This is a genomic window from Lentzea albidocapillata (genome assembly GCF_000719115.1).
GTDB classification, from domain to species: Bacteria; Actinomycetota; Actinomycetes; order Mycobacteriales; family Pseudonocardiaceae; genus Lentzea; species Lentzea albidocapillata.
In genome coordinates, this window is sequence record NZ_JOEA01000009.1 from 133,235 (window position 1) to 154,002 (window position 20,768).

General features: G+C 70.4%; 19 protein-coding genes. 12 read left to right on the forward strand and 7 right to left on the reverse strand.

The window, feature by feature from the left end; translation table 11 throughout:
- Positions 1-5: 5 nt before the first annotated feature.
- The gene (locus IG04_RS0114710) at positions 6-1,082 is read right to left on the reverse strand and encodes an epoxide hydrolase family protein (RefSeq protein ID WP_030477196.1); all 1,077 of its coding nucleotides are present in this window, start codon (positions 1,080-1,082) and stop codon (positions 6-8) included.
- A 43-nt stretch (positions 1,083-1,125) separates the two neighbouring features.
- Between IG04_RS0114710 and IG04_RS0114715 the strand changes: the two genes are divergently transcribed.
- Entirely contained in the window at positions 1,126-2,085 is a 960-nt protein-coding gene (locus IG04_RS0114715) for a helix-turn-helix transcriptional regulator (protein ID WP_030477197.1), read from the forward strand.
- Between the two features lie 50 nt (positions 2,086-2,135).
- Positions 2,136-2,795 carry a PP2C family protein-serine/threonine phosphatase gene (locus IG04_RS0114720; protein WP_051769895.1) on the forward strand — a complete coding sequence of 220 codons (660 nt, stop codon included), beginning with the start codon at positions 2,136-2,138 and terminating at the stop codon, positions 2,793-2,795.
- Here IG04_RS0114720 and ku read toward each other — a convergent pair.
- Complete coding sequence (ku, locus tag IG04_RS0114725; RefSeq protein WP_338043532.1) at positions 2,788-3,732, reverse strand: non-homologous end joining protein Ku; 945 nt, start codon at positions 3,730-3,732, stop codon at positions 2,788-2,790. The genes IG04_RS0114720 and ku overlap by 8 nt on opposite strands.
- Here ku and IG04_RS0114730 point away from each other — a divergent pair.
- Positions 3,658-4,152, forward strand: coding sequence for a metallophosphoesterase family protein (locus tag IG04_RS0114730; RefSeq protein WP_030477200.1), 495 nt, complete (start codon positions 3,658-3,660; stop codon positions 4,150-4,152). The two genes, ku and IG04_RS0114730, sit on opposite strands and share 75 nt — an antisense overlap.
- Here the strand turns inward: IG04_RS0114730 and IG04_RS0114735 are convergent.
- From IG04_RS0114735 to IG04_RS0114745, 3 genes are read right to left on the reverse strand one after another with little or no spacing between them, the layout of a single operon-like run.
- Positions 4,142-4,879 (reverse strand): alpha/beta fold hydrolase, encoded by a 738-nt coding sequence (locus IG04_RS0114735; RefSeq protein ID WP_245816182.1) that lies wholly within the window; start codon positions 4,877-4,879, stop codon positions 4,142-4,144. The genes IG04_RS0114730 and IG04_RS0114735 overlap by 11 nt on opposite strands.
- A 48-nt stretch (positions 4,880-4,927) precedes the next feature.
- A complete protein-coding gene (locus tag IG04_RS0114740; RefSeq protein WP_051769899.1) occupies positions 4,928-7,795 on the reverse strand; it encodes a discoidin domain-containing protein in 2,868 nt (955 codons plus the stop codon).
- Positions 7,789-10,338 (reverse strand): NPCBM/NEW2 domain-containing protein, encoded by a 2,550-nt coding sequence (locus tag IG04_RS0114745; protein WP_030477203.1) that lies wholly within the window; start codon positions 10,336-10,338, stop codon positions 7,789-7,791. The genes IG04_RS0114740 and IG04_RS0114745 overlap by 7 nt, the downstream gene beginning before the upstream one ends.
- Before the next feature lie 119 nt (positions 10,339-10,457).
- Here IG04_RS0114745 and IG04_RS0114750 point away from each other — a divergent pair, with 119 nt between their 5' ends.
- From IG04_RS0114750 to IG04_RS0114770, 5 genes are all read left to right on the forward strand, one after another.
- Positions 10,458-10,724, forward strand: coding sequence for a hypothetical protein (locus IG04_RS0114750; RefSeq protein ID WP_030477204.1), 267 nt, complete (start codon positions 10,458-10,460; stop codon positions 10,722-10,724).
- Position 10,725: 1 nt separating this feature from the next.
- Positions 10,726-12,021, forward strand: a complete 1,296-nt coding sequence (locus tag IG04_RS0114755; RefSeq protein ID WP_245816180.1) for a sensor histidine kinase — start codon at positions 10,726-10,728, stop codon at positions 12,019-12,021.
- Complete coding sequence (locus tag IG04_RS0114760) at positions 12,018-12,671, forward strand: response regulator transcription factor (protein ID WP_030477206.1); 654 nt, start codon at positions 12,018-12,020, stop codon at positions 12,669-12,671. The genes IG04_RS0114755 and IG04_RS0114760 overlap by 4 nt, the downstream gene beginning before the upstream one ends.
- 61 nt (positions 12,672-12,732) lie before the next feature.
- Positions 12,733-14,076 carry an SLC13 family permease gene (locus IG04_RS0114765; RefSeq protein WP_051769901.1) on the forward strand — a complete coding sequence of 448 codons (1,344 nt, stop codon included), beginning with the start codon at positions 12,733-12,735 and terminating at the stop codon, positions 14,074-14,076.
- 8 nt (positions 14,077-14,084) lie between these two features.
- Positions 14,085-15,221, forward strand: a complete 1,137-nt coding sequence (locus IG04_RS0114770; RefSeq protein ID WP_030477208.1) for a glycerate kinase family protein — start codon at positions 14,085-14,087, stop codon at positions 15,219-15,221.
- On the opposite strand, the gene IG04_RS0114775 is transcribed toward IG04_RS0114770, so the two are convergent.
- A complete protein-coding gene (locus IG04_RS0114775; RefSeq protein WP_030477209.1) occupies positions 15,211-15,822 on the reverse strand; it encodes a hypothetical protein in 612 nt (203 codons plus the stop codon). The two genes, IG04_RS0114770 and IG04_RS0114775, sit on opposite strands and share 11 nt — an antisense overlap.
- 19 nt (positions 15,823-15,841) lie before the next feature.
- Between IG04_RS0114775 and IG04_RS47165 the strand changes: the two genes are divergently transcribed.
- Positions 15,842-16,006 carry a hypothetical protein gene (locus tag IG04_RS47165; protein ID WP_169745998.1) on the forward strand — a complete coding sequence of 55 codons (165 nt, stop codon included), beginning with the start codon at positions 15,842-15,844 and terminating at the stop codon, positions 16,004-16,006.
- Here IG04_RS47165 and IG04_RS0114785 read toward each other — a convergent pair.
- Positions 15,951-17,324, reverse strand: coding sequence for an MFS transporter (locus IG04_RS0114785; protein WP_051769903.1), 1,374 nt, complete (start codon positions 17,322-17,324; stop codon positions 15,951-15,953). The two genes, IG04_RS47165 and IG04_RS0114785, sit on opposite strands and share 56 nt — an antisense overlap.
- 84 nt (positions 17,325-17,408) lie before the next feature.
- Here IG04_RS0114785 and IG04_RS0114790 point away from each other — a divergent pair, with 84 nt between their 5' ends.
- From IG04_RS0114790 to IG04_RS0114800, 3 genes are all read left to right on the forward strand, one after another.
- Positions 17,409-17,963 (forward strand): TetR/AcrR family transcriptional regulator, encoded by a 555-nt coding sequence (locus IG04_RS0114790; RefSeq protein ID WP_144065360.1) that lies wholly within the window; start codon positions 17,409-17,411, stop codon positions 17,961-17,963.
- Positions 17,964-18,058: 95 nt separating this feature from the next.
- Positions 18,059-18,979, forward strand: coding sequence for an ArsR/SmtB family transcription factor (locus IG04_RS0114795; RefSeq protein ID WP_030477212.1), 921 nt, complete (start codon positions 18,059-18,061; stop codon positions 18,977-18,979).
- 16 nt (positions 18,980-18,995) lie between these two features.
- Positions 18,996-20,456 (forward strand): tetratricopeptide repeat protein, encoded by a 1,461-nt coding sequence (locus tag IG04_RS0114800; protein WP_030477213.1) that lies wholly within the window; start codon positions 18,996-18,998, stop codon positions 20,454-20,456.
- Positions 20,457-20,768: the final 312 nt, after the last annotated feature.

The window sequence follows — 20,768 nt, forward strand, 5'->3', positions numbered from 1 at the left end:
CACCCTCACAAAAGAAACGCTTCTCGCAATTCCGCGACCATCAGCTCCGGCACCTCCAACGCGGCGAAGTGCCCGCCCCGCGGCATTTCGGTCCAGCGCACGATGGTGTGGTTGCGTTCGGCCATCCGCCGGATCGGGACGCCCACGTCGTGCGGGAACACCGCGACCGACGTCGGTGTCGCGGACATCGGCTCCAGCTCGCCCCACGTCTCGTCCCCCTCCTGGTAGTAGCGCGCCGACGAGCCCGCGGTCCGGGTGAACCAGAAGATCGACGCGTTCGTCAGCAGCGCGTCGAGGGGTACCCCGATCTCCGGGTCGCTCCACGTGTGGAACGCCCATTCGATCCACTCGAGCTGGGCGACCGGCGAGTCGGTGAGCGCGTGGGCGACCGACTGCGGCCGTGTGCTCTGCATCGACACGTACCCGAACTGCTCGAACTCGTACCGGTAAGCCTTTTCCACGGATCGCCGCTCGGCGTCGACGGTCATGTCCGCCGTCTCCTGGGTGACACCGGCGGAGAAGATCTGGTTGACATGGATGGCCTTCACCTCGTCCCGCATCCCGAGCTGACGGGTGAGCATGGCGCCGAAGTCGTAGCCGTGCGCGAGGTAGCGGTCGTAGCCCAGGCGTCGCATCAGCTCGGCGACCACGCCGGCCACACGGGGGATGGTCCAGCCGAGCTCCGTGGTGGGGCCGGAAAACCCGAAGCCCGGCACGGACGGGATCACGAGGTGGAAGTCGCGGCTGAGCGGTTCGATCATCTCCTCGAACGCGAAGCACGTCGTCGGCCAGCCGTGGGTGAGCAGCAGCGGTTCGGCGTTCGCGTTGGGGCTCCGCACGTGCAGGAAGTGCAGCGGGGTGCCGTCGATCTCGGTGACGAACTGCGGGATCTTGTTGAGCCGCCGTTCCCGCTCGCGCCAGTCGAAGTCGCGCCAGCGGGCCACGAGCTCCCTGAGACGTTGCCGGGGTGTGCCCTGCGCCCAGCTCGCGCCCGCCGGTTCGCTGGGCCAGCGCGTCTGGTCGAGGCGGCGGTGCAGGTCGTCGATGTCGGACTGGGGGATGGCGATTTCGAACGGCTTCATGCCGACGACGCTATGGCGCTTGTAGGACAGTTATGGTCCTACAGTGGCCTCTGCTCGTTTGTTGAAATTGCTTGGTCTGCTGCAGTCGCGCCGTGAGTGGTCCGGTTCGGAGCTCGCGGACAGGTTGGGCGTCACCACGCGCACGGTCCGGCGTGACGTCGACCGGCTTCGTTCGCTGGACTACCCCGTGCACGCGTCGATGGGCACGTCCGGCGGCGGTTACCGGCTCGGGCCGGGTGCGCGGTTGCCGCCGTTGCTGCTGGACGACGACGAAGCCGTGGCCGTGGCGGTCGGGCTGCGGACCGCGAGCGGCATCGAGAACATCGGTGAGACGGCCGTGCGCGCGTTGCTGAAGGTCGAGCAGGTGCTGCCATCCGCGCTGCGGCACCGGGTCGCGGCGCTGGAGATCGCGACCGTGCCGCACACCTCGGCGCCTCCCGCGGTCGACGCCGGGAAGCTGACGCTGGTCGGGACGGCCTGCCGCGACCGGCAGCGGATCCGGTTCGGCTACGCCGGGCACTCGGGGGAGGAGTCGCAGCGCGAGGCCGAGCCGCACCGGCTCGTGACGTGGGGCCGCCGCTGGTATCTGGTCGCCTGGGACCTGCTGCGGGAGGACTGGCGGACTTTTCGACTCGATCGGATGAGCGTGCGGACCCCGTTCGGCGCCCGCTTCACGCCCCGTGAGATTCCGGGCGGCGACGCGGGGGCGTTCGTGGCGGCGCGCGTGGCCGATCGGTGGCCGGTGCAGGGCGTCGTACGACTGAGCGTGCCCGCGTCGGAGGCCGTGGAGTGGCAGAGCTACGGCGAGGTTTCGGCTGTGGACGAAACCTCGTGCCACGTGCGGGTCGGAGGCGAGACGATGGACGACGTGGTGTTCATGCTCGCGAGCATTACCGTCGAGTTCGAGGTCGTCTCCCCGCCGGAACTGTCCGCCGCGTTGCTCCGGGCAGCGGACCGGTTTCGCCGGGCGGCCACACCACTAGAGAATTTCTCAGGGTCCTGACAGCAGACTCATAGGCGCGCAGGGCTTAGTGGAGATCAGGGAGGTCCGCCATGCTGATCGATCACACCAGGCCCCTGGACACGGTTCCGCTGGGCACCGCGCTCACCGTGAGCCACGCGTCGGACCGTGGACCGCGCAGGTACAACGCCGATGCCTTCGCCGTGGGCCGCCGTACGTTCGTGGTCGCCGACGGGGTGGGTGACTCCGCGTCCGCCGCCGAAGCCGCGTGGGCGGCCGCGCGGGCCGCGGCGTTGCTGACGGACCCCGTCGCCGCGATCCTCGCCGCCCGCGACGCCCTCCAGGTGCACTCGGGCGACGCCGTGATCGTCGTGGCCACGGCCCGCCCGGACGGCGGCTTCGCCGTGGCGTGGGCAGGCGACGCCCGCGCGTACGCCTCGGACGGCTCGGACCTCGTCCAGCTCACCACCGACCACACGGTCGCCGAGTACTTCCGCGAGCGCGGCATCAAGGCCGAACCGCGGCTGGACCACGTCGTCACCAACACCGTCCGCCACGCGACGCCGGAGAACATCGGCCGTGCGGCGACACGGGCTCCGTGGCTCGCCCTCGTGTCGGACGGCGTCTACGGGCCGTTGGGGCACAACGGGATCGAGGCGATCATGTCGGGGCACGCCACGGCAGAGCGTCTGGTGCGTGCGTCCCTGTACGCACGCGGCACCGACAACGCGACGGCGCTCGTCGTCAGCTGACCTTCTTGCCGCGCTTGTTCTTGCTCGCCTCGACGCTGCGCTGCAACGCCTCCATAAGGTCGATGACGCCGGTGGCCTCCGCGGGCTCGTCCTCGACCTTGATCTTGCGGCCCTTCTGCTTGGCCTTGATCAGCTTGTTGACCCGCTCGGTGTAGGTGTCGCGGTAGTCCTTCGGCCGCCAGTCGTCGGCCATGGACTCGACCAGCGACACCGCCATGTCGAGCTCCTTGCCGCGCGGCGCCCGGCCCTCCGGCGGCACGTCCAGCACGTCCTTCGGCTTGCGGATCTCGTCGGCGAAGAACAGCGTGTGCACGGCGAGAATGCCCTTGTCCTCGGTCAGCGCGGTCAGGTACTGCTTGCCGCGCATGACGAACATCGCGATGCCCGCCCGGTTCGACTTCTTCATCGCCTGCGCCAGCAGCAGGTACGGGCGGGAGAACTCGGGCTTGGCCGGCCCGAGCCAGTACGTCTTCTGGAAGTGCACCGGGTCGATCTCGTCGATGTCCACGAACGCCTCGATGTCGAGGGTGCGGCTGCGGCCCGGCGCGATCTCGTCCAGTTCCTCGGGCTCCACCACCACGTACTCGCCGTTCTCGACTTCGTGGCCCTTCACGATCTTCTCATAGGGCACCTCACGGCCGGTGCGCTCGTTGACGCGCTTGTACCGGATCCGGTCGGACGTGCCGCGCTGGAACTGGTTGAAGTGCACGGTGTGGTCCTCGGTGGCGCTGTACAGCTCCACCGGGATGCTCACGAGTCCAAAACTGACAGAACCGCTCCAGATAGCCCTCGCCATGCAGGTCAGGTACCCACCACCCGGCGTGGTTATTCGTCGAGGTCTGACCTTGCTACCGTCACTGGCGTGAGAGTCGTGGTGCTGTCCGACACCCACGCGCCGCGGTTCTGGAAGCGGTGCCCACCGGCCGTGGCCGGACATTTGCGGTCAGCCGACCTGATCCTGCACGGCGGGGACGTCTGCGTCGCTCCCGTGCTGGACGAGCTGGCGCAGTACGCGCCCGTCATCGCCGTGTGCGGCAACAACGACGGCCCGGACGTGGTGGCGTGGGGCGCGCCGGACGTGGTCGAGTCCGAGATCGAGGGCCTGCCGTTCGCGATGATCCACGACAGCGGCCAGAAGACCGGCCGGATGGCGAGGATGCGCCGCCGGTTCCCCGCCGCCCGGCTCGTCGTGTTCGGGCACTCGCACATCCCGTGGGACGAGCAGGAGGACGGGGTCCGCGTGTTCAACCCCGGCTCACCCACGGACAAACGGCGTCAGCCGCACGGCACCATCGGGCTGCTGCGGATCGAGGACGGTGCCCTGCTCGACGCCCGGATCGTGCCGGTCACGCGTTGACCTCGACGTCCCGCCGTGCCCAGGCTGCGAGTCGTGGGCCGAGTGCTTCGTAGACGTCGGGGTCGAACCCCATGCCGGTGTGCGTGCTGTGGACCTCGACGCACTCGGCGCACGGGTCCTGGCACAGCTGCCACGGCACAATGCCGTCCAGCCGCGAGAAGATGGAGATCGCGGGAACGCGCAACCGTTCGGCCAGCGCCTTCATGTGCTCGTCGAAGCACGGCCCGCGCATGCAGTCGTCGTCGAGCAGTCCGGGCACACCCGCGGCGGCGAGCCGGGCCAGGAACCGGGCGATGCGCATGACGCTCGGATGCGCGCCCATCGGGTCGAGCACGGGACTGCCCAGCATCACCAGGCCGTGCACGAGGTCGGGACGCCGGGCGGCGGCGAGTCGCGCGAGCCAGCCACCGCGACTCTGGCCGAGCAGTACCACCGGCCGGCCGGTGAACTCGGCGTGCCTCTCGGTGCTGTGCAAGAGCTTCGCCAGCAGCTGTGCGGTGCAGCCGACAGTGAACCCGACTCCTGAATGAGCCGGGCGGTAGCCACGGGCACGTAGCCACGACCCGGCGGGTGACAGGCTGGCCCCGCCGGCGCCGAAACCCGGTACGAGCACGACGCCGAGTCCGTTGCCCTGGTGCGGTTCCACAGTCCGCCACACCGAGTGGCGCAGCAGCCTCGGCACGTCCAGCACCGCCCTGACCACGCTCTCGCGTGTGGCGGGTCGCAATCCGTCGAACATGACATTGGGTTGCCGACCGATTGGCGCCTAAACCCGTCATCTTCGCACTACGAAGGCCCGCAGGGAGGCGTGTCCTGGCCGCCAGCCGGTCGACACGGCGACGTACCGCGCGGTGATGACCTCACCGTAGGTCTTGCCGTCCACGCTGTACGTGACGGTGTGCGGCGGCGGCGCGCCAGGTGTCCACTGCAGACGGACGTCACCGATGGCGTGCACGGCGCCGAGGTCGACGACCATGCGGCCGTCACGGCCCGGCGTCCACGCGGTGTTCTGCTCGCCGTCCACCGCGGCGGCGGGATCGCTCATACCGGGCGGCAGCACGGAGTTCGGGAACGTGACGCGGCCCAGTGCGAGGTCGTCGATCGGGAACGGCCGGGCGCCCGGCATCCTGACCGTGCGCTCGGCACGGCCCAGCACGACGGGCAGGCTGCGGCCGTCGCGGTGGACCAGCACGAACATCGCCGGGCCGCCGCGGAAAGTGACCCGCTGCGCGTCGTGCACGACGGCGGTGATGCCCGGCGGGATGCCGCGGGCGGTGAACCACGGCGCCTCGACCCGCGCAGTGGCGGCGGGCAGGGTGAGCGCGTACTCGGTGCCGTCACGGGTCGTGACCTGCGTGCCCCGGTACAGCCGGGTGCCGCGCAGGCGGACGGTCCCGGCGACGTCGGCGCCGGAAAGGTTGAAGAGGCTGAGGAACCCGTCCGCGGTGCTCGCGCGCACATCTGGAGGGCACTGCGGCGCCGGTTCCGCCGCGATCTCGCGCAGGTCCGCCTGGACGTAACCCTCCACGATCCCGGCCGGCACGGTGATCGTGTCGCCGTGCACGGTGATCGGTTCGGCCGACCGCGCGACGAACCCCGCCCGGCCGTCCACATCGAGCCAGCCCGACGTGCCGAGGTCCGGACGCGGGTACGAGGCGACCGTCGTCCACGTGGCGCCGTCCATCGACGTCTCGATGCGGTAGGCGCCCGCAGCCGCTGTCTCCCAACGCAGGCGCACGCGGTCCACGGTCGTGGCGGTGCCGCGGTCGACGGCGATCCAACTGTCCGCGCGGCCGCGTTCGGCACGGGCGACCGCCCAGCGCGTGGCCGGATCGCCGTCGATCGCCTTCGCCGGTTCGAAGCCGGGAGCGAACGACGACGCCGTCACCGTTCCCTGCCCTGCCTCGAACTCGAACAGCGAGTAGCCGTAGGTGGGATGCGGGGTGACGCCGATCATGCGGACGTGGCGGGCCGTTGTCGCCGGGAACGTCAGGTCGTCGACCCGGAACCCTTCGCGTGCCGGGACCGTGACGCGGCCCGCCGCTCCCGTGTAGGTGCGGGAACCGGTGAGGCCGGGCATTCCGGCCATCGCGAGGTTGTGCACGTCGACCCGGCCGGGGCGGGGGAGCACGCACACGATCGTGCCGGTAGGCAGGGTGGCGGTGCCGGCGAACCCGTCCGTGAACCGCAGCAGGCTCGCCGTCGCGTCGAAACCGTCACGCACCTGCTGGTACGCAACGGTGTTGCGCCCGGTGACGGCCGTGGGCGGCAGCAGCATCGGCGTCGAGCCGCTGATCTTGAACAGCCAGTCGTCGTGCGCCGGCTGCCACGCGAGCTTCGTGTACCCCGGCTTGGTCACCGTGCCCGCCCAGGCCGCCGCCGACTGGTGCGTCAGCAGACCGGGGTCCGCGCCGTGGTCGATCGTGATCGCCGCACGGGTGAAGAACTCCTGCTCGGACACGGGTGTCGCGGGCGGCCGCAGTTCGTGCAGGAGATAGCTGATCGCGAGCTCCGCGCGTGCCTCCGGCTCGTACTTGGCCTCACCGGAGAACTTCGCCAGCCGATGGATCGGTGGATGGGCCTGGTAGGCGAGCAGGCGGGACGCGAGCGCGGCCTCGGCGCGGGCGGCCATCGGGTCGCGCAGCACCGTGGAGCGGAACGCGAGCGGGATGACGTCACGGCCGTAGAGGTGCTCCCGGTCGTTGACCATCGGCATCAACGGCTCACCGGCGTCGCTCATCGTGGCGAGGATGGTGCGCCACAACAGTTCTCCGTTGGGCTGCTTGGTCAGCACCTCGGGCAGTGGCCGTCCGGCGAGCAGGAAGTGCACGGCGTTGCGGCCCGACGTGCGCCAGAGCTCTTCCTGGTAGTGCGGGCCGAACGAGCCGTGGTTCTCGACGATGAACGTGTCATGCAGGTTCGTCGCCGTGTTGGCGGAGATCGGTACGCCGTCCACTGTGGAGGGGTTGGCGAGGTCGGCGGCGGGCAGCCCGGCCTCGTTGCGGCTCCATCGGCAGAACGCCTCCCGCCAGCCCTGCCCGTCGCCGTGCCAGGCCAGGCCGGGCGCGAGTGCCTGGGCGTAGACGCCCATCTCCTCCAGCTTCGTGTCTCCCCGGTAGCCGCCGGTGAGCCCGTTCGGCGTCCAGCTACCGGAGCGCGGGTCGTTGCCGGTGCCGAGCGACGTCGTGTACTCGGCCTGGCCGCGGGCGATCGCCTCGACGTTCGCGCGGGTGGCCGCGTCGAGGTCCGGCCAGAGCAGCCGGGCGGCCAGCACGAAGTAGGACTGGAAGGTGGTGTCCCAGAACAGGGTCTTGCCCCACTCGGTGCCGCCCGCCAGCACGTTGCTCGCCGCGAAATGCCTGATCGTGGCGAGCGTGTGGTCGCGCAGGACGTTCTTCTCGACACCCGCCAGTGCCGCGTCGTAGCTGCCTCGGGTGAGCAGGACGGCGTTGCCGAGCACGACCGCGAACCCGAAGTCGGTGCGCCGGTAACGTCCGGCCGTGGCGTCGTACTGCGTCTCGGCCCACTTCGTGTGCCTGAGCAGCACCTCGTAGTAGGTGTCTTTCAGTTGTGCGACCGAGACTTTCGGCGCGACCGTCAGCACACCCGTGGCGTAGAGGAACGTTCTGCGGTTGATCAGCATGTCAGGGCTGCCTCCGCCCAGTCGGCGTGGTCGAAGTTGCGGCCGTCGCCGCCGTCGGTGACGCGGAGGCTGAGCATCCGGACGTTGCCGACGTCGACGTCGATCGGTACCGCCGCGCCCTTGCCCCGGATGATTCCGCTGTCGTACAAGGGTTTGTCGTCGCCGAACACCTGGAACACGACCGATCCCGGCTGTTCGGTCTCGTCGTCGAGGCCGATCTTCGCCGCGAGACGCTCGCAGCCACGGCCCAGGTAGACCGAGACCTCGGACGGCGCGTGCGTGCCGATGCCCTTGGCGTAGGTGACGCCGCCGATGGACAGCGCCGCGCCGTCACCGCCGGTGTTCTCGCCGTTGGACCTGTCCCGTTCCACCGGGCCCCAGCCGTTGGTCTCGCTCATGAACGGCAGATCGCTGACCTGCGCCCCGTTCGCCGGCGTCGGAGGAGGCACGAACGCCTTGACCGCCTGTTCGACATGCACGTCGCCGAAGGTGGCGACGACCGGCAGGTCCACCGGGCCGACCCGCGTTCCGGCGGTGAGCCGCCAGCGCCCGCTGATCGACTCGCCGGGCGCGAGCGTGCGCCGCTGGACCACGGCACCCGTGACGGACCAGCCCTCGGGGGCGGTCGCCGTCAGCCTGACGTCGCGGATCGCCTTGTCCCCGTTGGTGAACGTGCCGGTGACCTCGATCGCCGAACCCGGCGGGGTGTCGGTCGTGCCGGTGGGCTCGACGGTCAGCGTGGTCTTCGGGACCTGGCGGATCGGCTGGTCACACGTCTGCAGGCCGGGCCGGTAGCGGCAGACAACCGCCGCGAAACCGCCGTTGCGCCTGGTCGGCACCGTGAGGGTGTCGGTGTTGCGCAGGACCTGCGAGTCGCGCACGACGTCGGCCCTGGTGGCGGGGTCGCGGACGGTCTCGACCAGCCACCGCCCGCCGCCGAGGAACCCGAGCGGTGCCTGCAGCGTGCGTTCCTGGGTGGCGATGCCGCCGACGAACCACCTGTCCCCGTTGCGGCGTGCGACGACGGCGTGCGAGTCAGGGTCGCCGTCGAGCAGCCGGGTCTCGTCCCAGACCGTCGGGATCTGGTTGAGGTAGCGCAACGCCTGCGGATGCCGTTCGTAGGCCTCGGGTTTGTCCGCGAAGTGCGTCCAGCCCGACTCGTAGACGACTGGCAGCGCGACCTCGTGCGCGATCGACGCCTCCTTCGTGCCGACTTCCAGCGACACGGGCGTGTAGTCCATCGAGCCCGCGACGTTGCGGGTGAAGAACTGCACGGGGTTGTTGGCGGCGGGCGGGTAGTTCTCGGCGCCGCGCACGGCCTCCATCGTGAGCACGTGCGGCCACGTGCGCGCGAGGCCGTGTGGAATGGTGGAACCGTGGAAGTTGACCATCAGCTTCAGGTCCGCCGTCTTCTGCAACACCGCGTCGTACCAGCGGTAACGGTCCTGCGAGTCGGACTCCATGAAGTCGAGCTTCACGCCCTTCGCGCCCCACTGCTTGATCCTGGGCAGCACGGTGTCGCGTTCCTGCTGCGTGTCCAGATCACTCCAGTGCAGCCACAACAGGATCTCCACGCCCTGCGCGCGGGCGTAGCGGATGAGCTCCGGCACCCACGCGGCGCTCCAGCCCTCGTCGACCAGCGTGTACTCCCAGCCGTTGCGGGCGGCGAAGTCCACGTACTGCTTCTGCCGTGCGAAGTCGCTCGGACTGGAGTGCTCGCTCAGCCACGACCACGCGACCTTGCCCGGCTTGATCCAGCTCACGTCCGCGAACTTCGCCGGGCTCGCCAGGTCGTCCACGAGCGTGGACGTGCTCACGGTGCCCAGGTCGCCGACGATCGCGGTGCGCCACGGCGTCGTGCCGGTCGAGGCGACCTGCGCGTCCGCCAGGACGACCTGGAAACCGTCGCCGCTCCTGCGCAACCGGCTGCCCGCGTACGTGCCGTCCACATCGGACTCGGTGAGCAGCGCGAAGTCCTGGCCCGTCTGGAAGAGCGACGGGTAGCCGAAGTCGCCGGCGGCCTCGCCCGCGGTCGTCCGCACGCGGTTGGCCTCGTACCAGGCGTTGTAGGGCAGCAGCCACGCCTTCGAGTCGGCGGCGACGCGGAAGGCGGACGCCTCCGCCGTGACCGTCGCCGGCGCGGGCAGCACGTAGCGGTAGGCGATACCGTCCGCCGCGGCGCGCACGACCAGGTCGAAGCGGCCGGCGGCGTTGCGGAAGCCGAACCTCGCCTCGGTCATGCGGGCCGCACGCTGCAGCCGCTTGCCGTGCGGCATCGTGTAGTGATCGATGACAACGCGGTCACTGCGTCCCGTGAACGTCAGGTCCTTGGTGAGATCCGCGGTGGTCGTGGTGAGGCCGACGGGTGCCGGCTTGAGCACGGTTCTGCCCTGTCTGCTCACGTCCAGAGTCAAGTTTCCGCTGTTCAGGGATAGTTTCGCGGTGACCTGGCCCGGTCCGGCCACGGTCCAGCCGGTCGGGGCGGCCGTGGCGGGCACGGCGGGCAACAGCAGGGCGAGCACGAGTACGAGCAGTCGTGACATCGTTGTCAGCTCCTGGGTGTGGGACCGCTTCCATCGTGTTAGTCGGCACGTTCCCGGTCAAGGGGCTGATGGTTATCAGTCGATTTGCGGACAGATGAAGAGATCTTCATCTTGGTCTCATGCGGTACTTCGCGAGAGACGGCAGGCTCGGTCGCATGCTGCCGTCCGCCCGCACCGGCACGGTCCTTGTTGCCGTGCTCAGCGTGGCGTGCGCGCTGGCGGCCGTGCTGCTCGTACTGACCGTGGCGCGGCCGGTGCCACCTGACGTGCGCACGCCGGAAGTGCAGATAGGACGTTCCGCTCCGCCGACGACCTCCTCGGTGGTGCCCACCCCGGGGTCGGTGCTGCCGCCGCCACCGCCGAGCGATGACGACGAGGACGACTGACGTGCCCGCACGCGTGAAGATCATGTGCTGGCTCCTCGGCCTGATGACGCTCGTCCTCGCGACCGTCGTGGTCGTGGTGTGGCGCCTGCTGCTCGTCGACGTCGACGACCGCGTCAACCGAGCCCTGGAGCAGGAGACCACCGAGTTCGGCGCCTACGCGGAGAACCACGCCGGAGACGCCGGTGCCGTCGCCGAGTCCCACCTGCGCCTGCAGTACCCCGACGAGCACGAGATCCACCTGGCCGTGCTGTCCGGCCGCGTGCTGGTGCAGCGCTCCGAGGTGACCTACGCGCTGGAGCACGACCGCGCCGTGCTGGGCACGATCACGTCCTCCGGTGCGCCGTGGGGTGTCGCGTCCACCCCGGCCGGACCGTTCCGGTGGGCGAAGGTGCACACGGCCGCGCCGCAGGAGATGTGGTTCGTCACCGGCTACTTCGAGGACGGCGTGCGGGCGCCGGTGCACTCGACGGTGCGCGTCCTGGTGCTGGTGTCGCTGGCCGGCCTGCTGATCGCCGCGCTGATCGCGTGGTCCGTGGCGGGGGTGGTCCTCGCTCCGATCCGCGTGGTCCGCCAGGCCGCCGCCGAGATCACCGAGGACGACCTCACCCGCCGGATCCCGGTCTCCGGCAACGACGACGTGGCCGCACTGGCGAAGCAGTTCAACTCGATGCTCGACCGCCTCGACCGCTCGTTCCGCCTGCAGCGCCAGTTCCTCGACGACGCCTCCCACGAGCTGCGCACACCGATCACCATCGTGCGCGGCCACCTGGAACTGCTGGGCGACTCGCCGCAGGAACGCGCCGAAGTGGTGCGGCTGTGCACCGACGAACTCGACCGCATGGCCCGCCTGGTCGAGGACCTGCTGCTGCTGGTCAAGTCCGAACGCCCGGACTTCCTGCGCCCCGTCACCGTGAGCCTCCCGGAACTCACCAGCGACATCGACGCCCACCTCCGCGCTCTCGGCGACCGCCGCTGGGTGCTCGACTCGATCGCGGAAGGCGAGGCCGTGCTGGACCCGCAACGCGTCACCCAGGCCGTTCTGCAGCTCGCCTCGAACGCCGTCCGCCACACCACCGCGGGCGCGACCATCCGCTTCGGATCCTCCGTGGACTCCGCCGTCTCCTTCTGGATAGCCGACTCCGGGCCCGGAGTGAGCGACGAGTCGTTGCTGTTCTCCCGTTCGACCGGCCTCGGCCTGCCGATCGTGAAGGCCATCGCCGAAGCACACGGAGGCGCCGTGCGGGTTCGGTCGGTGGCGGGCAAGGGCGCGACGTTCGTGGTGGAGGTGCCTCGATGACCGGCCGGATCCTCATCGTCGAGGACGAGGCGCGCATTGCCTCGTTCGTGGAGAAAGGCCTGCGGGCCAACGGCTTCACCACGTCCGTCGTGGCCTCCGGAGCGGACGCGCTGTCGTGGGCCGCCTCGTTCGACCTGGTGGTGCTGGACCTCGGGCTGCCCGACCTCGACGGCTTCTCGGTCCTGCGAGCCATGCGCGACCAGGGCGTGGCCACCCCGGTGATCATCCTGACCGCCCGTGACTCGGTGCACGACACCGTGGCGGGGTTGTCCGGCGGCGCCGACGACTACATGACCAAGCCGTTCCGCTTCGAGGAACTGCTGGCCCGCGTCCGGCTCCGCCTGCGCCCGCCCGGCGTGCCCGAGGCCACCGTGCTCACCTCCGGCTCGCTGTCGCTCGACCTGCGCACCCGCCAGGCCGTGCTGCCGTCCGGCTCGGTGGACCTCACCGCCCGCGAGTTCGCCCTGCTGGAACTGTTCCTGCGGCATCCGGGGCAGGTGCTGGTGCGCGAGCAGATCCTGTCCCACGTGTGGGGTTACGACTTCGACCCCGGGTCCAATGTGGTCGACGTGTACGTGCGGTCGTTGCGGCGCAAGATCGGCGCCGAGCGACTGGAGACCGTGCGCGGCATGGGATATCGCCTCAGCTAGATGAAGACTCCTTCATCCGGGCCTCACCTGTGGATCAGGGTGGCCGCGCAGGATCGTTCTCGTGATCCTGACGCTGGTGGTCTTCGCGGTGGCGGTGGTGCTGTGGACGTGCACACCGCTGGACGACACGTTCGTCGCCCTCGCCGCCGTCGTGGCCCTGCTGCTGTTCGGCGTCCTGCCCGCCTCGGCACTGGCGGTGCTGGGCGGTTCGACGACGTGGCTGCTCATCGCGGCCTTCGTGCTGGCCGCGGGGGTCTCGGCGTCGGGGCTGCCCGCGCGCCTCGCGACCTCGCTGGTGGGGCGTGCCCGTTCGGTGCGCGGGCTGATGCACCTGACGGCCTTCGCCTTGCTGCTCACGGCGTTCTTCGTGCCGTCCACCTCAGGCAGGGCCGCCCTGACCCTGCCGGTCCACCGGGCTCTGCGGGTGAACGCGCGGGTGTCGCGGGCGCTCGGGGTGCTGTTCCCGTCGGTGATCCTGCTGACCGCGGTGGCGACGCTGGTGGGGGCGGGAGCGCACCTGATCACCAGCGCGTTGCTGGAGCAGGCGACGGGACAGGGGATCGGGTTCGGGCAGTGGATGCTGCTCGGGCTCCCGCTCGCGGTGGTCAGCGCGCACGTGACGGCCGAGGTGGTGTTGTGGCTGTTCACGACCCGTGCGGACCGCGCGGAGCCGTTGGCCGGCCAGGTGGAGCCGCTGGACTTCAGCGACGAGCCCACGGTCGTGCTCGCAGCGCGGAGCGAGGGTCCCCTCCCAGGGGACCCCTGTTCTAATTCTCCCAGACAGCACCGACAGTTTTCGGCGCTCACCAGGCCCGAGATCACCTCCCTGGTCATCGTCGGCGTCGTCTCGGCGGGGTGGCTCACCGAGTCCTGGCACCACGTCCCGCCCGAGGTCACCGCTCTCGCCGGTGCCGTCGCCATCACTGCGCCACGCCTCGGTACGACGACGCTCAAAGCCGCGTTCGCCGACATCCCGTGGTCGCTCCTGCTCTTCATGGCCGCCACCACGATGCTCGGCTCGGCCCTGGTCAGCTCCGGCGCGGCGCACACCATCGCCACCCTGATCAGCCCGTCCCACCTGCTGCCGACCGTGATCGCGGTGAGCCTCCTCGCGCACCTCGTCATCCAGTCCCGCTCGGCCCGCTCCTCGGTCCTCGTCCCGATCGTCATCCCGCTCGCCGCGGCCGCGGGCATGAACCCCGCCGCGCTGGCGTTCGCCTCCACCGCGGCCGCCGGCTTCTGCCACACCTCCACGGCGTCCGCGAAACCGGTCGCCCTCTTCGCCGGCGCCTACCGCCCGCGGGACCTGCTCAAGCTCTCCGCGGTCCTGGCGCCGCTCACCGGCGCACTCGTACTCGCCTGCGCCGTTCTCCTCTGGCCGCACCTCGGCCTGCCACTGAAATGAGGTCACCGATGCGTTTCCTGGTAGCTCCCAGCGGTTTCAAGGAGTCCCTGGACGCCTGCGCCGTCGCCGACGCGATCGCACGAGGCATCTACCGCGTGGTGCCCGGCGCGATCGTGGACAAGGCACCACTCGTGGACGGCGGCGAAGGCTCGGCCCAGGCGCTCGCCGAAGCCACCAACGGCACCCTCGTCCCCACTCTCGTCACCGGACCGGTCGGCGAGGAGATCCCGTCCCACTTCGCGTTGCTCGGAGGCCCCGGTCCTCGCACGGCCGTGGTCGAGATGGCCGCGGCGGCAGGGCTGAGGCTCGTCCCGAAACACCACCGCGACCCGGCGACGACCACCACGTACGGCGTCGGCCAGCTCATCCGTGCCGCGCTGGACCTCGGCGTCGACCGCATCCTGGTCGGGTGCGGCGACTCCGGCACCTCAGACGGCGGCGCGGGTGCGTTGCAGGCACTGGGAGCCCGCATCACCGACGCGCGAGGCCGTGAGATCGGACGCGGGGGAGCGGCCCTGGCCGGCGCCGCCGCACTCGACCTGTCCGAAGTGGACCCGAGGCTGGACAAGGCCGAGATCACCGTGGCCTGCAACCAGCACAACGTCCTGTGCGGAGATCGGGGCGTGGCAAGGGTGTTCGGCCCGCAGAAGGGCGCGACCCCGGCACAGGTCGAACTGCTCAGCGATGCCCTGGAGAACTGGGCCGGCCTGCTCGGCGCCGGCATCCGCACCATGCCGGGCGGTGGCGCGTCCGGAGGGCTCGGCGCCGGTCTGCACGCGCTGGGCGCCACCCTGCTGCCGCGCTTCGACGTCGTCCTTGAGCACTCCGACCTCGACGCCCGCCTGCCGGAGGCCGACCTGGTGATCACCGCGGAAGGCGCCATCGACGGCCAGACCCCGCACGGCAAGATCCCCGCGGAGGTGGCGCGCAGGGCCAAGAAGCACGGCAAGCCCGTCATCGCGCTCGCCGGCACGATCGGGGAGAACGCCCGCGCCAACCACGACGCCGGCATCGACGCCTACGCCAGCATCATCGCCGCACCCGTCACCCTGGACACCGCGATGGCCAGAACGGCGGAGCTCCTCACCGACGCCACGGAGCGCACGCTGCGACTGCTCCTCGTCGGCGCGGCCCTCACACGATGATCTCGACCTCCTTGCGGAGCCTGGCGCCGTCCAGCAGTTCGAGGTCGTCGCCGCTCCAGAAGCGGCCGGGGTCGTACCAGTTGGGCCGGCGCTTGGGCAGCAGCCCCATCTCCTCGTACGTCACGGCCACGATCTCCGCGCAGAACGCGCTCTCGATGCTCGCGTCGCCCTTGGGCCCCAGCGGAACCCGCCCGCGCAGCCACCGCGAGGCGAGCTTGGCGGTGGACGGGAACGGCGTGCCGTCGAGCCGCGCCACCGCCCGCAGCGCGGCGTCCTCCATCTCGCGCGTCACCTCGTGGTCGAGCTGCCGCAACCAGGCCCGCTGCCCGTACTTGTCGTGCCACGTCACGACCGCGTCGCGCAGGTCGTGCAGCTGGGCGCCGCGCTGGTGCGTGCCGCTCCACATGTCCTTCAAGGACTTGCCGAGCTCGGCGTGCCACATCAACGGCGGCATGTCGTCGATCACGATCGCCATGCCGACGTGGTTGACCGGGCTGTTCGTCATGGCCTGGATCGCCCGGTCCGCCGCACTGCGCCCGCGGAACACCCACACGTCACCGGTGCGGGTCATCTCCACGGCTTTGTCCAGTGTTGTCGCCATGGACCAGTAGCCTAGGCACATGAAGCTGTGGAAGGTGATCGGAATGGCCGCTTTCGCGGGTGTCGCGGCGAGCGGCGTGGTCGTCGCCCGCAACCAGCGCCGCCGCGCCGCCTACACCCCCGACCAGATCAGGGAACGTCTGCACGAACGGCTGGCCGAGGCGTCCGCTCCCCGTTCGGAATGAGCCGGTAGGCCACAAAGGACGCCACCGCCAGCAGGACGGCGGCCACGAGCGCCGTCCCCTGCATCGCCTCGGTGAAGGTGCCCTCGCGGGCCCACGCCGACAGCAAGGTTCCGAGCACCGCGATGCCCAGCGCCGCGCCCAGTTCGTAGGCGGTCTCCGACACCGCGGACGCCGCGCCGGCCTTGTCCGCCGGCACCGCGGACACCACGGCGTCCGTCGTGAGCGTGAGCGCCAGGCCCACGCCGGCACCGAGCATCACCAGCGCCACCGCGATGGCGCCGTAGCCCGCCGAGAAGCCGACGATCGTCAGGCCGCCCGCGCTTGCCAGCAGGCCCAGTGCGATCGCGCGGCCGCTGCCGAGCAGGCGGACGAGCGGGCCGATCACCACGACGACGAGCACCGCGGCGACGCCCAGCGGCAGTTCGCGCAGGCCAGCCTCCAGCGGCGAGTAGCCCAGCACGTTCTGGAAGTACTGCGACAGGAAGAAGACCAGCCCGGTCAACGCGAAGATCGCGATCATGCTGGAGCCCACGGCACCGCTGAACGCCGGTTGGCGGAAGAGCGCCACGTCGATCATCGGGTGCTTCGAGGCCTGCTGACGCCGCACGAAGAGCCACAGCCCAGCCGTGCCGACGAGTGCGGCCGCGAGGGCCGCCCAGGTCGGGCCGACCAGTGCGATCTCCTTGACCGCGTAGACGAGCGGGACGACGCCGACCGCCGACAGCAGGGCCGAGACCAGGTCGAACGGGCCGGGATTCGGGTCGCGCGACTCCGGCAGCCACCACGCGCCGAACACGAGCAGCGCCGCCATCACCGGCAGGTTGATGATGAACACCGAGCCCCACCAGAAGTGCTCCAGCAACACCCCGCCGATCAGCGGGCCGAGTGTGGCGCCGGCCGTGGCCGTCGCGGCCCAGACCGCCACCGCCCGCGTGCGCTCGGCAGGGTCGGTGAACAGGTTGCGGATGATCGACAACGTCGACGGCATGATCGTCGCGCCCGCGACGCCGAGCAGGGCGCGGGCGACGATCAGCCAGCCCGCGGACGGTGCGAACGCGGCCAGCAGCGAGGCGAGGCCGAACCCGAACGCGCCCGTGAGCAGCAGCTTCTTGCGGCCGATCCGGTCACCGAGCGTGCCCATCGTGACGAGCAGGCCGCCGAGCACGAACGAGTAGATGTCGCCGATCCACAGCACCTCCGAGGTCGAAGGCCCCAGGTCCTGCTGCAGCGCGGGAATCGCGAGAGCCAGCACCGTGCCGTCCACGGCGATCAGCAACAGCGCGAGCGCGAGCACGCCCAGTGCTGCCCACTTCCGCATGACGAACCCCCTTAGCCGACCATCTGGTCTGTAAACTAACGTACCGTCCAGACGGTCGGCTAAGCAAACGATAGGTTGATCACCATGCCCGGAGAGCAGCGCAACGCGCCCCGCACCCGCCGTGAGGTGCTCGCAGCCGCCGCGCGCGCGTTGATCGAGCAAGGTCCGAACGTCAGCCTCGACGCCGTCGCCAAGGAGGCGGGCGTCTCGAAGGGCGGCCTGCTGCACCACTTCCGCAGCAAGCAGGCGTTGATCGTCGGACTGATCGAGGAGTGGTTCGACCACTACGACGCGACCGTCGAAAGCCTGCTCGAACCGGAGGACACACCCGGTCGCTGGACCCGCGCGCACATCAGGGCGACGTTCGTGCCGGACGACCTGTGGTCTCACCCGTCTGTCGTAACGGCGTTGCTCGGTGTTCCGGAACTTCAACAGCGCCTGGACGTCGCCGCGACCCGCTGGAGGCAGCAAACCGATTCCGACGGCCTGCACCCACAACGCGCCGACCTCATTTCCCGTGCACTCGACGGGGTGACGCTGGCAGACCTGCTGTGGCGCGGCCAGGAGACGGCCGAGGAACGCGAACACACCCGTGACCTGCTGCTGAAGCTCACCGAGCAGGCCGGACCGCTCGTTTGAGTTTGTCCACCGAACGTTGTCAAGTGGAACAACGCTGACACCGGACAACGAAGTCTGCGTACCTTCGGAAGTGGTTGCACTCCGGGGGGAAGCAAATGCCGATCGTCATGTCCGAACCCGTGCCCAAGGGGCGCGGACTGACCATTCTCTTCGAGTTGGAAGACCTGGCGCGCACGCGGTTCGCCACTGCGCCGCTGCCGATGTACGAGCTGGTGTTCACGATGCACAGCGGCAACTGGGACCGCCTGCTGCTGCCGCAGCTCCGCCCGCTCGCCGAACTGATCAGGCCCGGCCGGTTCATCCCGGACTTCTTCAACTCGGCGCGGCCCGACTTCGACGAGGCCGTGTGCCAGGTGCTCGAGGTGTCCTCCACACGGGTGCGCGACCAGATCGCGAGCATGCTGGGCACCACCTCGCCGTGGCTGCGGTCGTTCGCGGCCGGCACCCCGACCTCGCGCCAGGACCTGCGATCGGCGTTCCGGTCCGGCTTCCGCGACCTGCTAGGACCCAACTGGTCGCAGACCCGCCAGGCGTTCGACGCCGAGGTGCGGCTGCGGTCGTCACAGGCGGTGACGCGCGGGCTGGGGGACCTGCTCGGCCACCTGCACCCGTCGATCTCGTGGACCTCACCGGCCCTGCACGTCGAACTGGGCTGGGACACCGAGATCTCGCTGCGCGGCACGGGGATGCTGATCGTGCCGGTGCTCAACGGCCTGACCCGCCCGGCGGTCGCGATGTTCGCCGAACCGCAGCCGCTGCTCTTCTATCCGGTCACGGCACCCCAGCCGAGCGGCGCCAGCCTGGAACTGGCACTGGGACGCACCCGCACGCTAGTGCTGCGGGCGCTCACCTCCGAACGCACCACCACCGAACTCGCCAAGCACGTGGGCATCAGCCTGCCCACGGCGTCGCAGCACGCGACGGCCCTGCGCACCGCGGGATTCGTGTCCACCCACCGCAACGGCCGGTCGGTCCGCCACCGCCTGACCAGGCGCGGCTGGGAACTGCTGAACTGACACCAGGGAGGCCGGCATGACCGCGATGCCGCGGTACCGCACCGACCAGAGTCCTCGCGCGCTGGCAACCCGCCTGCGCGCCCTGTGCACCGCCCGCGTTCCCGTCGCCTGCGGCGTCTACGCCGGACTTTCCGCTCCGGTGCCGACGTCCGCCCTCCACGCGCGCATCACCCACGCCATGGCCCGCGCGTTCGTGGCGGGCACCTCGGCCGACGTGCCGCGCTTCGAACCACCCCCTTCCGCCCAGCTGCGCCTGCTGACCGCCGCGAGCTGGGATCGCCTCGACGGCGCCGGCCCGGACATGACGACGTTCCCGGTCGACCTGGCCTCCGAACTGTGGTGGCGCGTGCACGAACGGGCGCTCGGTTCGTCGCGTACGCCCGACCGCGCGCCTGGCTCGTCGCGCACGGCTGATCGCGCGTTCGGTTCGTCGCGTACGCCTGATCGTGCGTTCGGTTCGTCGCGTACGCCTGATCGTGCGTTCGGTTCGTCGCGCACGCCTGATCACCCGCTCGACGCATCGCGCACGCCCGAGCGCGCGCCTGGCTCGTCGCGTACGCCTGATCGTGCGCTCGGCTCGTCCCGCACGGCTGATCGCCGTCTGGCCTGCGATCTGTTGCTGCGCCTGGGATATTCGCACCGCGCGGCCGAGGTGATCGGCCTGAGCGTGATCGACCCGCGCAAGCACGTGCTCTCGCCCGACCTGGCCCTCGAACAACTCGCCGTCCTGCGCTGCCACCTCCCGTCCTCCGCCGTGGAGGCGATGGCGTTGCGAGGCGCCAGATCCGGGCTTCCGCCCGAGACACGGCGCGACCTGGCGTTGTTCGTGGTGTTCCGCAACGCGGCCCGCGGCGCCGACTCCACCTCGATACAGGCCGCCGCCGCGCTGGCGACCAAGGCCTCGTCCGAGCTGCCGCAGAACGGCTTCACCGGCTTGCTGAACCGGGCACGCCTGCACCGCGCGCTCGCCGCGGTCCCGTTCGTGCGCCGCGACATCGCCGAGACGCACCGGCTCCTGGGCCGGGCACTGGAATCGCTGACCTCGATCACCCCGGCCACCGAGATGGACCGGCTGGCGTGGGCGGACGAGGCCTACGCCCTGTACGCGTTCCTCGTGCGGACCCACCTCACCATCGGCCTGGGTCAACGCGCCGCCGGCTACGCCGCCGAACTGGCCGAGATCAGCCCGGGCGACGACAGGTCGTGGGCGCTGCAGGGCGACGCGCTGGCCGCGTGTGGTCAGCTGGAGGCCGCCCTCGACGCCTACGGGCGGGGCATCGCGCTCGGTGGCTGGGGTGCTGCGCGGGCCGCCTACCTCCGTGCCTTCGTGCTGGAACGGCTCGGGCGGGTGGCTGAGGCGGCCGAGGACTACGTGCTGTCCCAGCGGATCGATCCGACCTCGTCGGTGGTAGCGGGGTCGGTGGTGGCGGGGCAGGTCGAACGGGCCTTGCCTGGTGCCACATACGCCGTGGGCTGACTGCGGTGCGGTGGGCTGACTACTTAGTGGGCTGACTGCGGTGCGGTGGGCTGACTGCAGCGCCGCGGGCCGACTACTTAGTGGGCTGACTGCGGTGCGGTGGGCTGACCTACACAGCGGTGGGCTGACTACACAGCGGGCCGTGGGCTGGTTACACAGTGGGCTGACGCGATGCCCACCGCTCCTGCGCGCGATTCCTCCTGACGCAACGCGCGAACCCCGGATTTGGTTCCCGCTCTGTCCACAGGCTCCTTGTCGACGAGAGGTTCGGCGGTCGCGAGTGACTCGGGTGCCGCCAGTGATTTGGCGGTC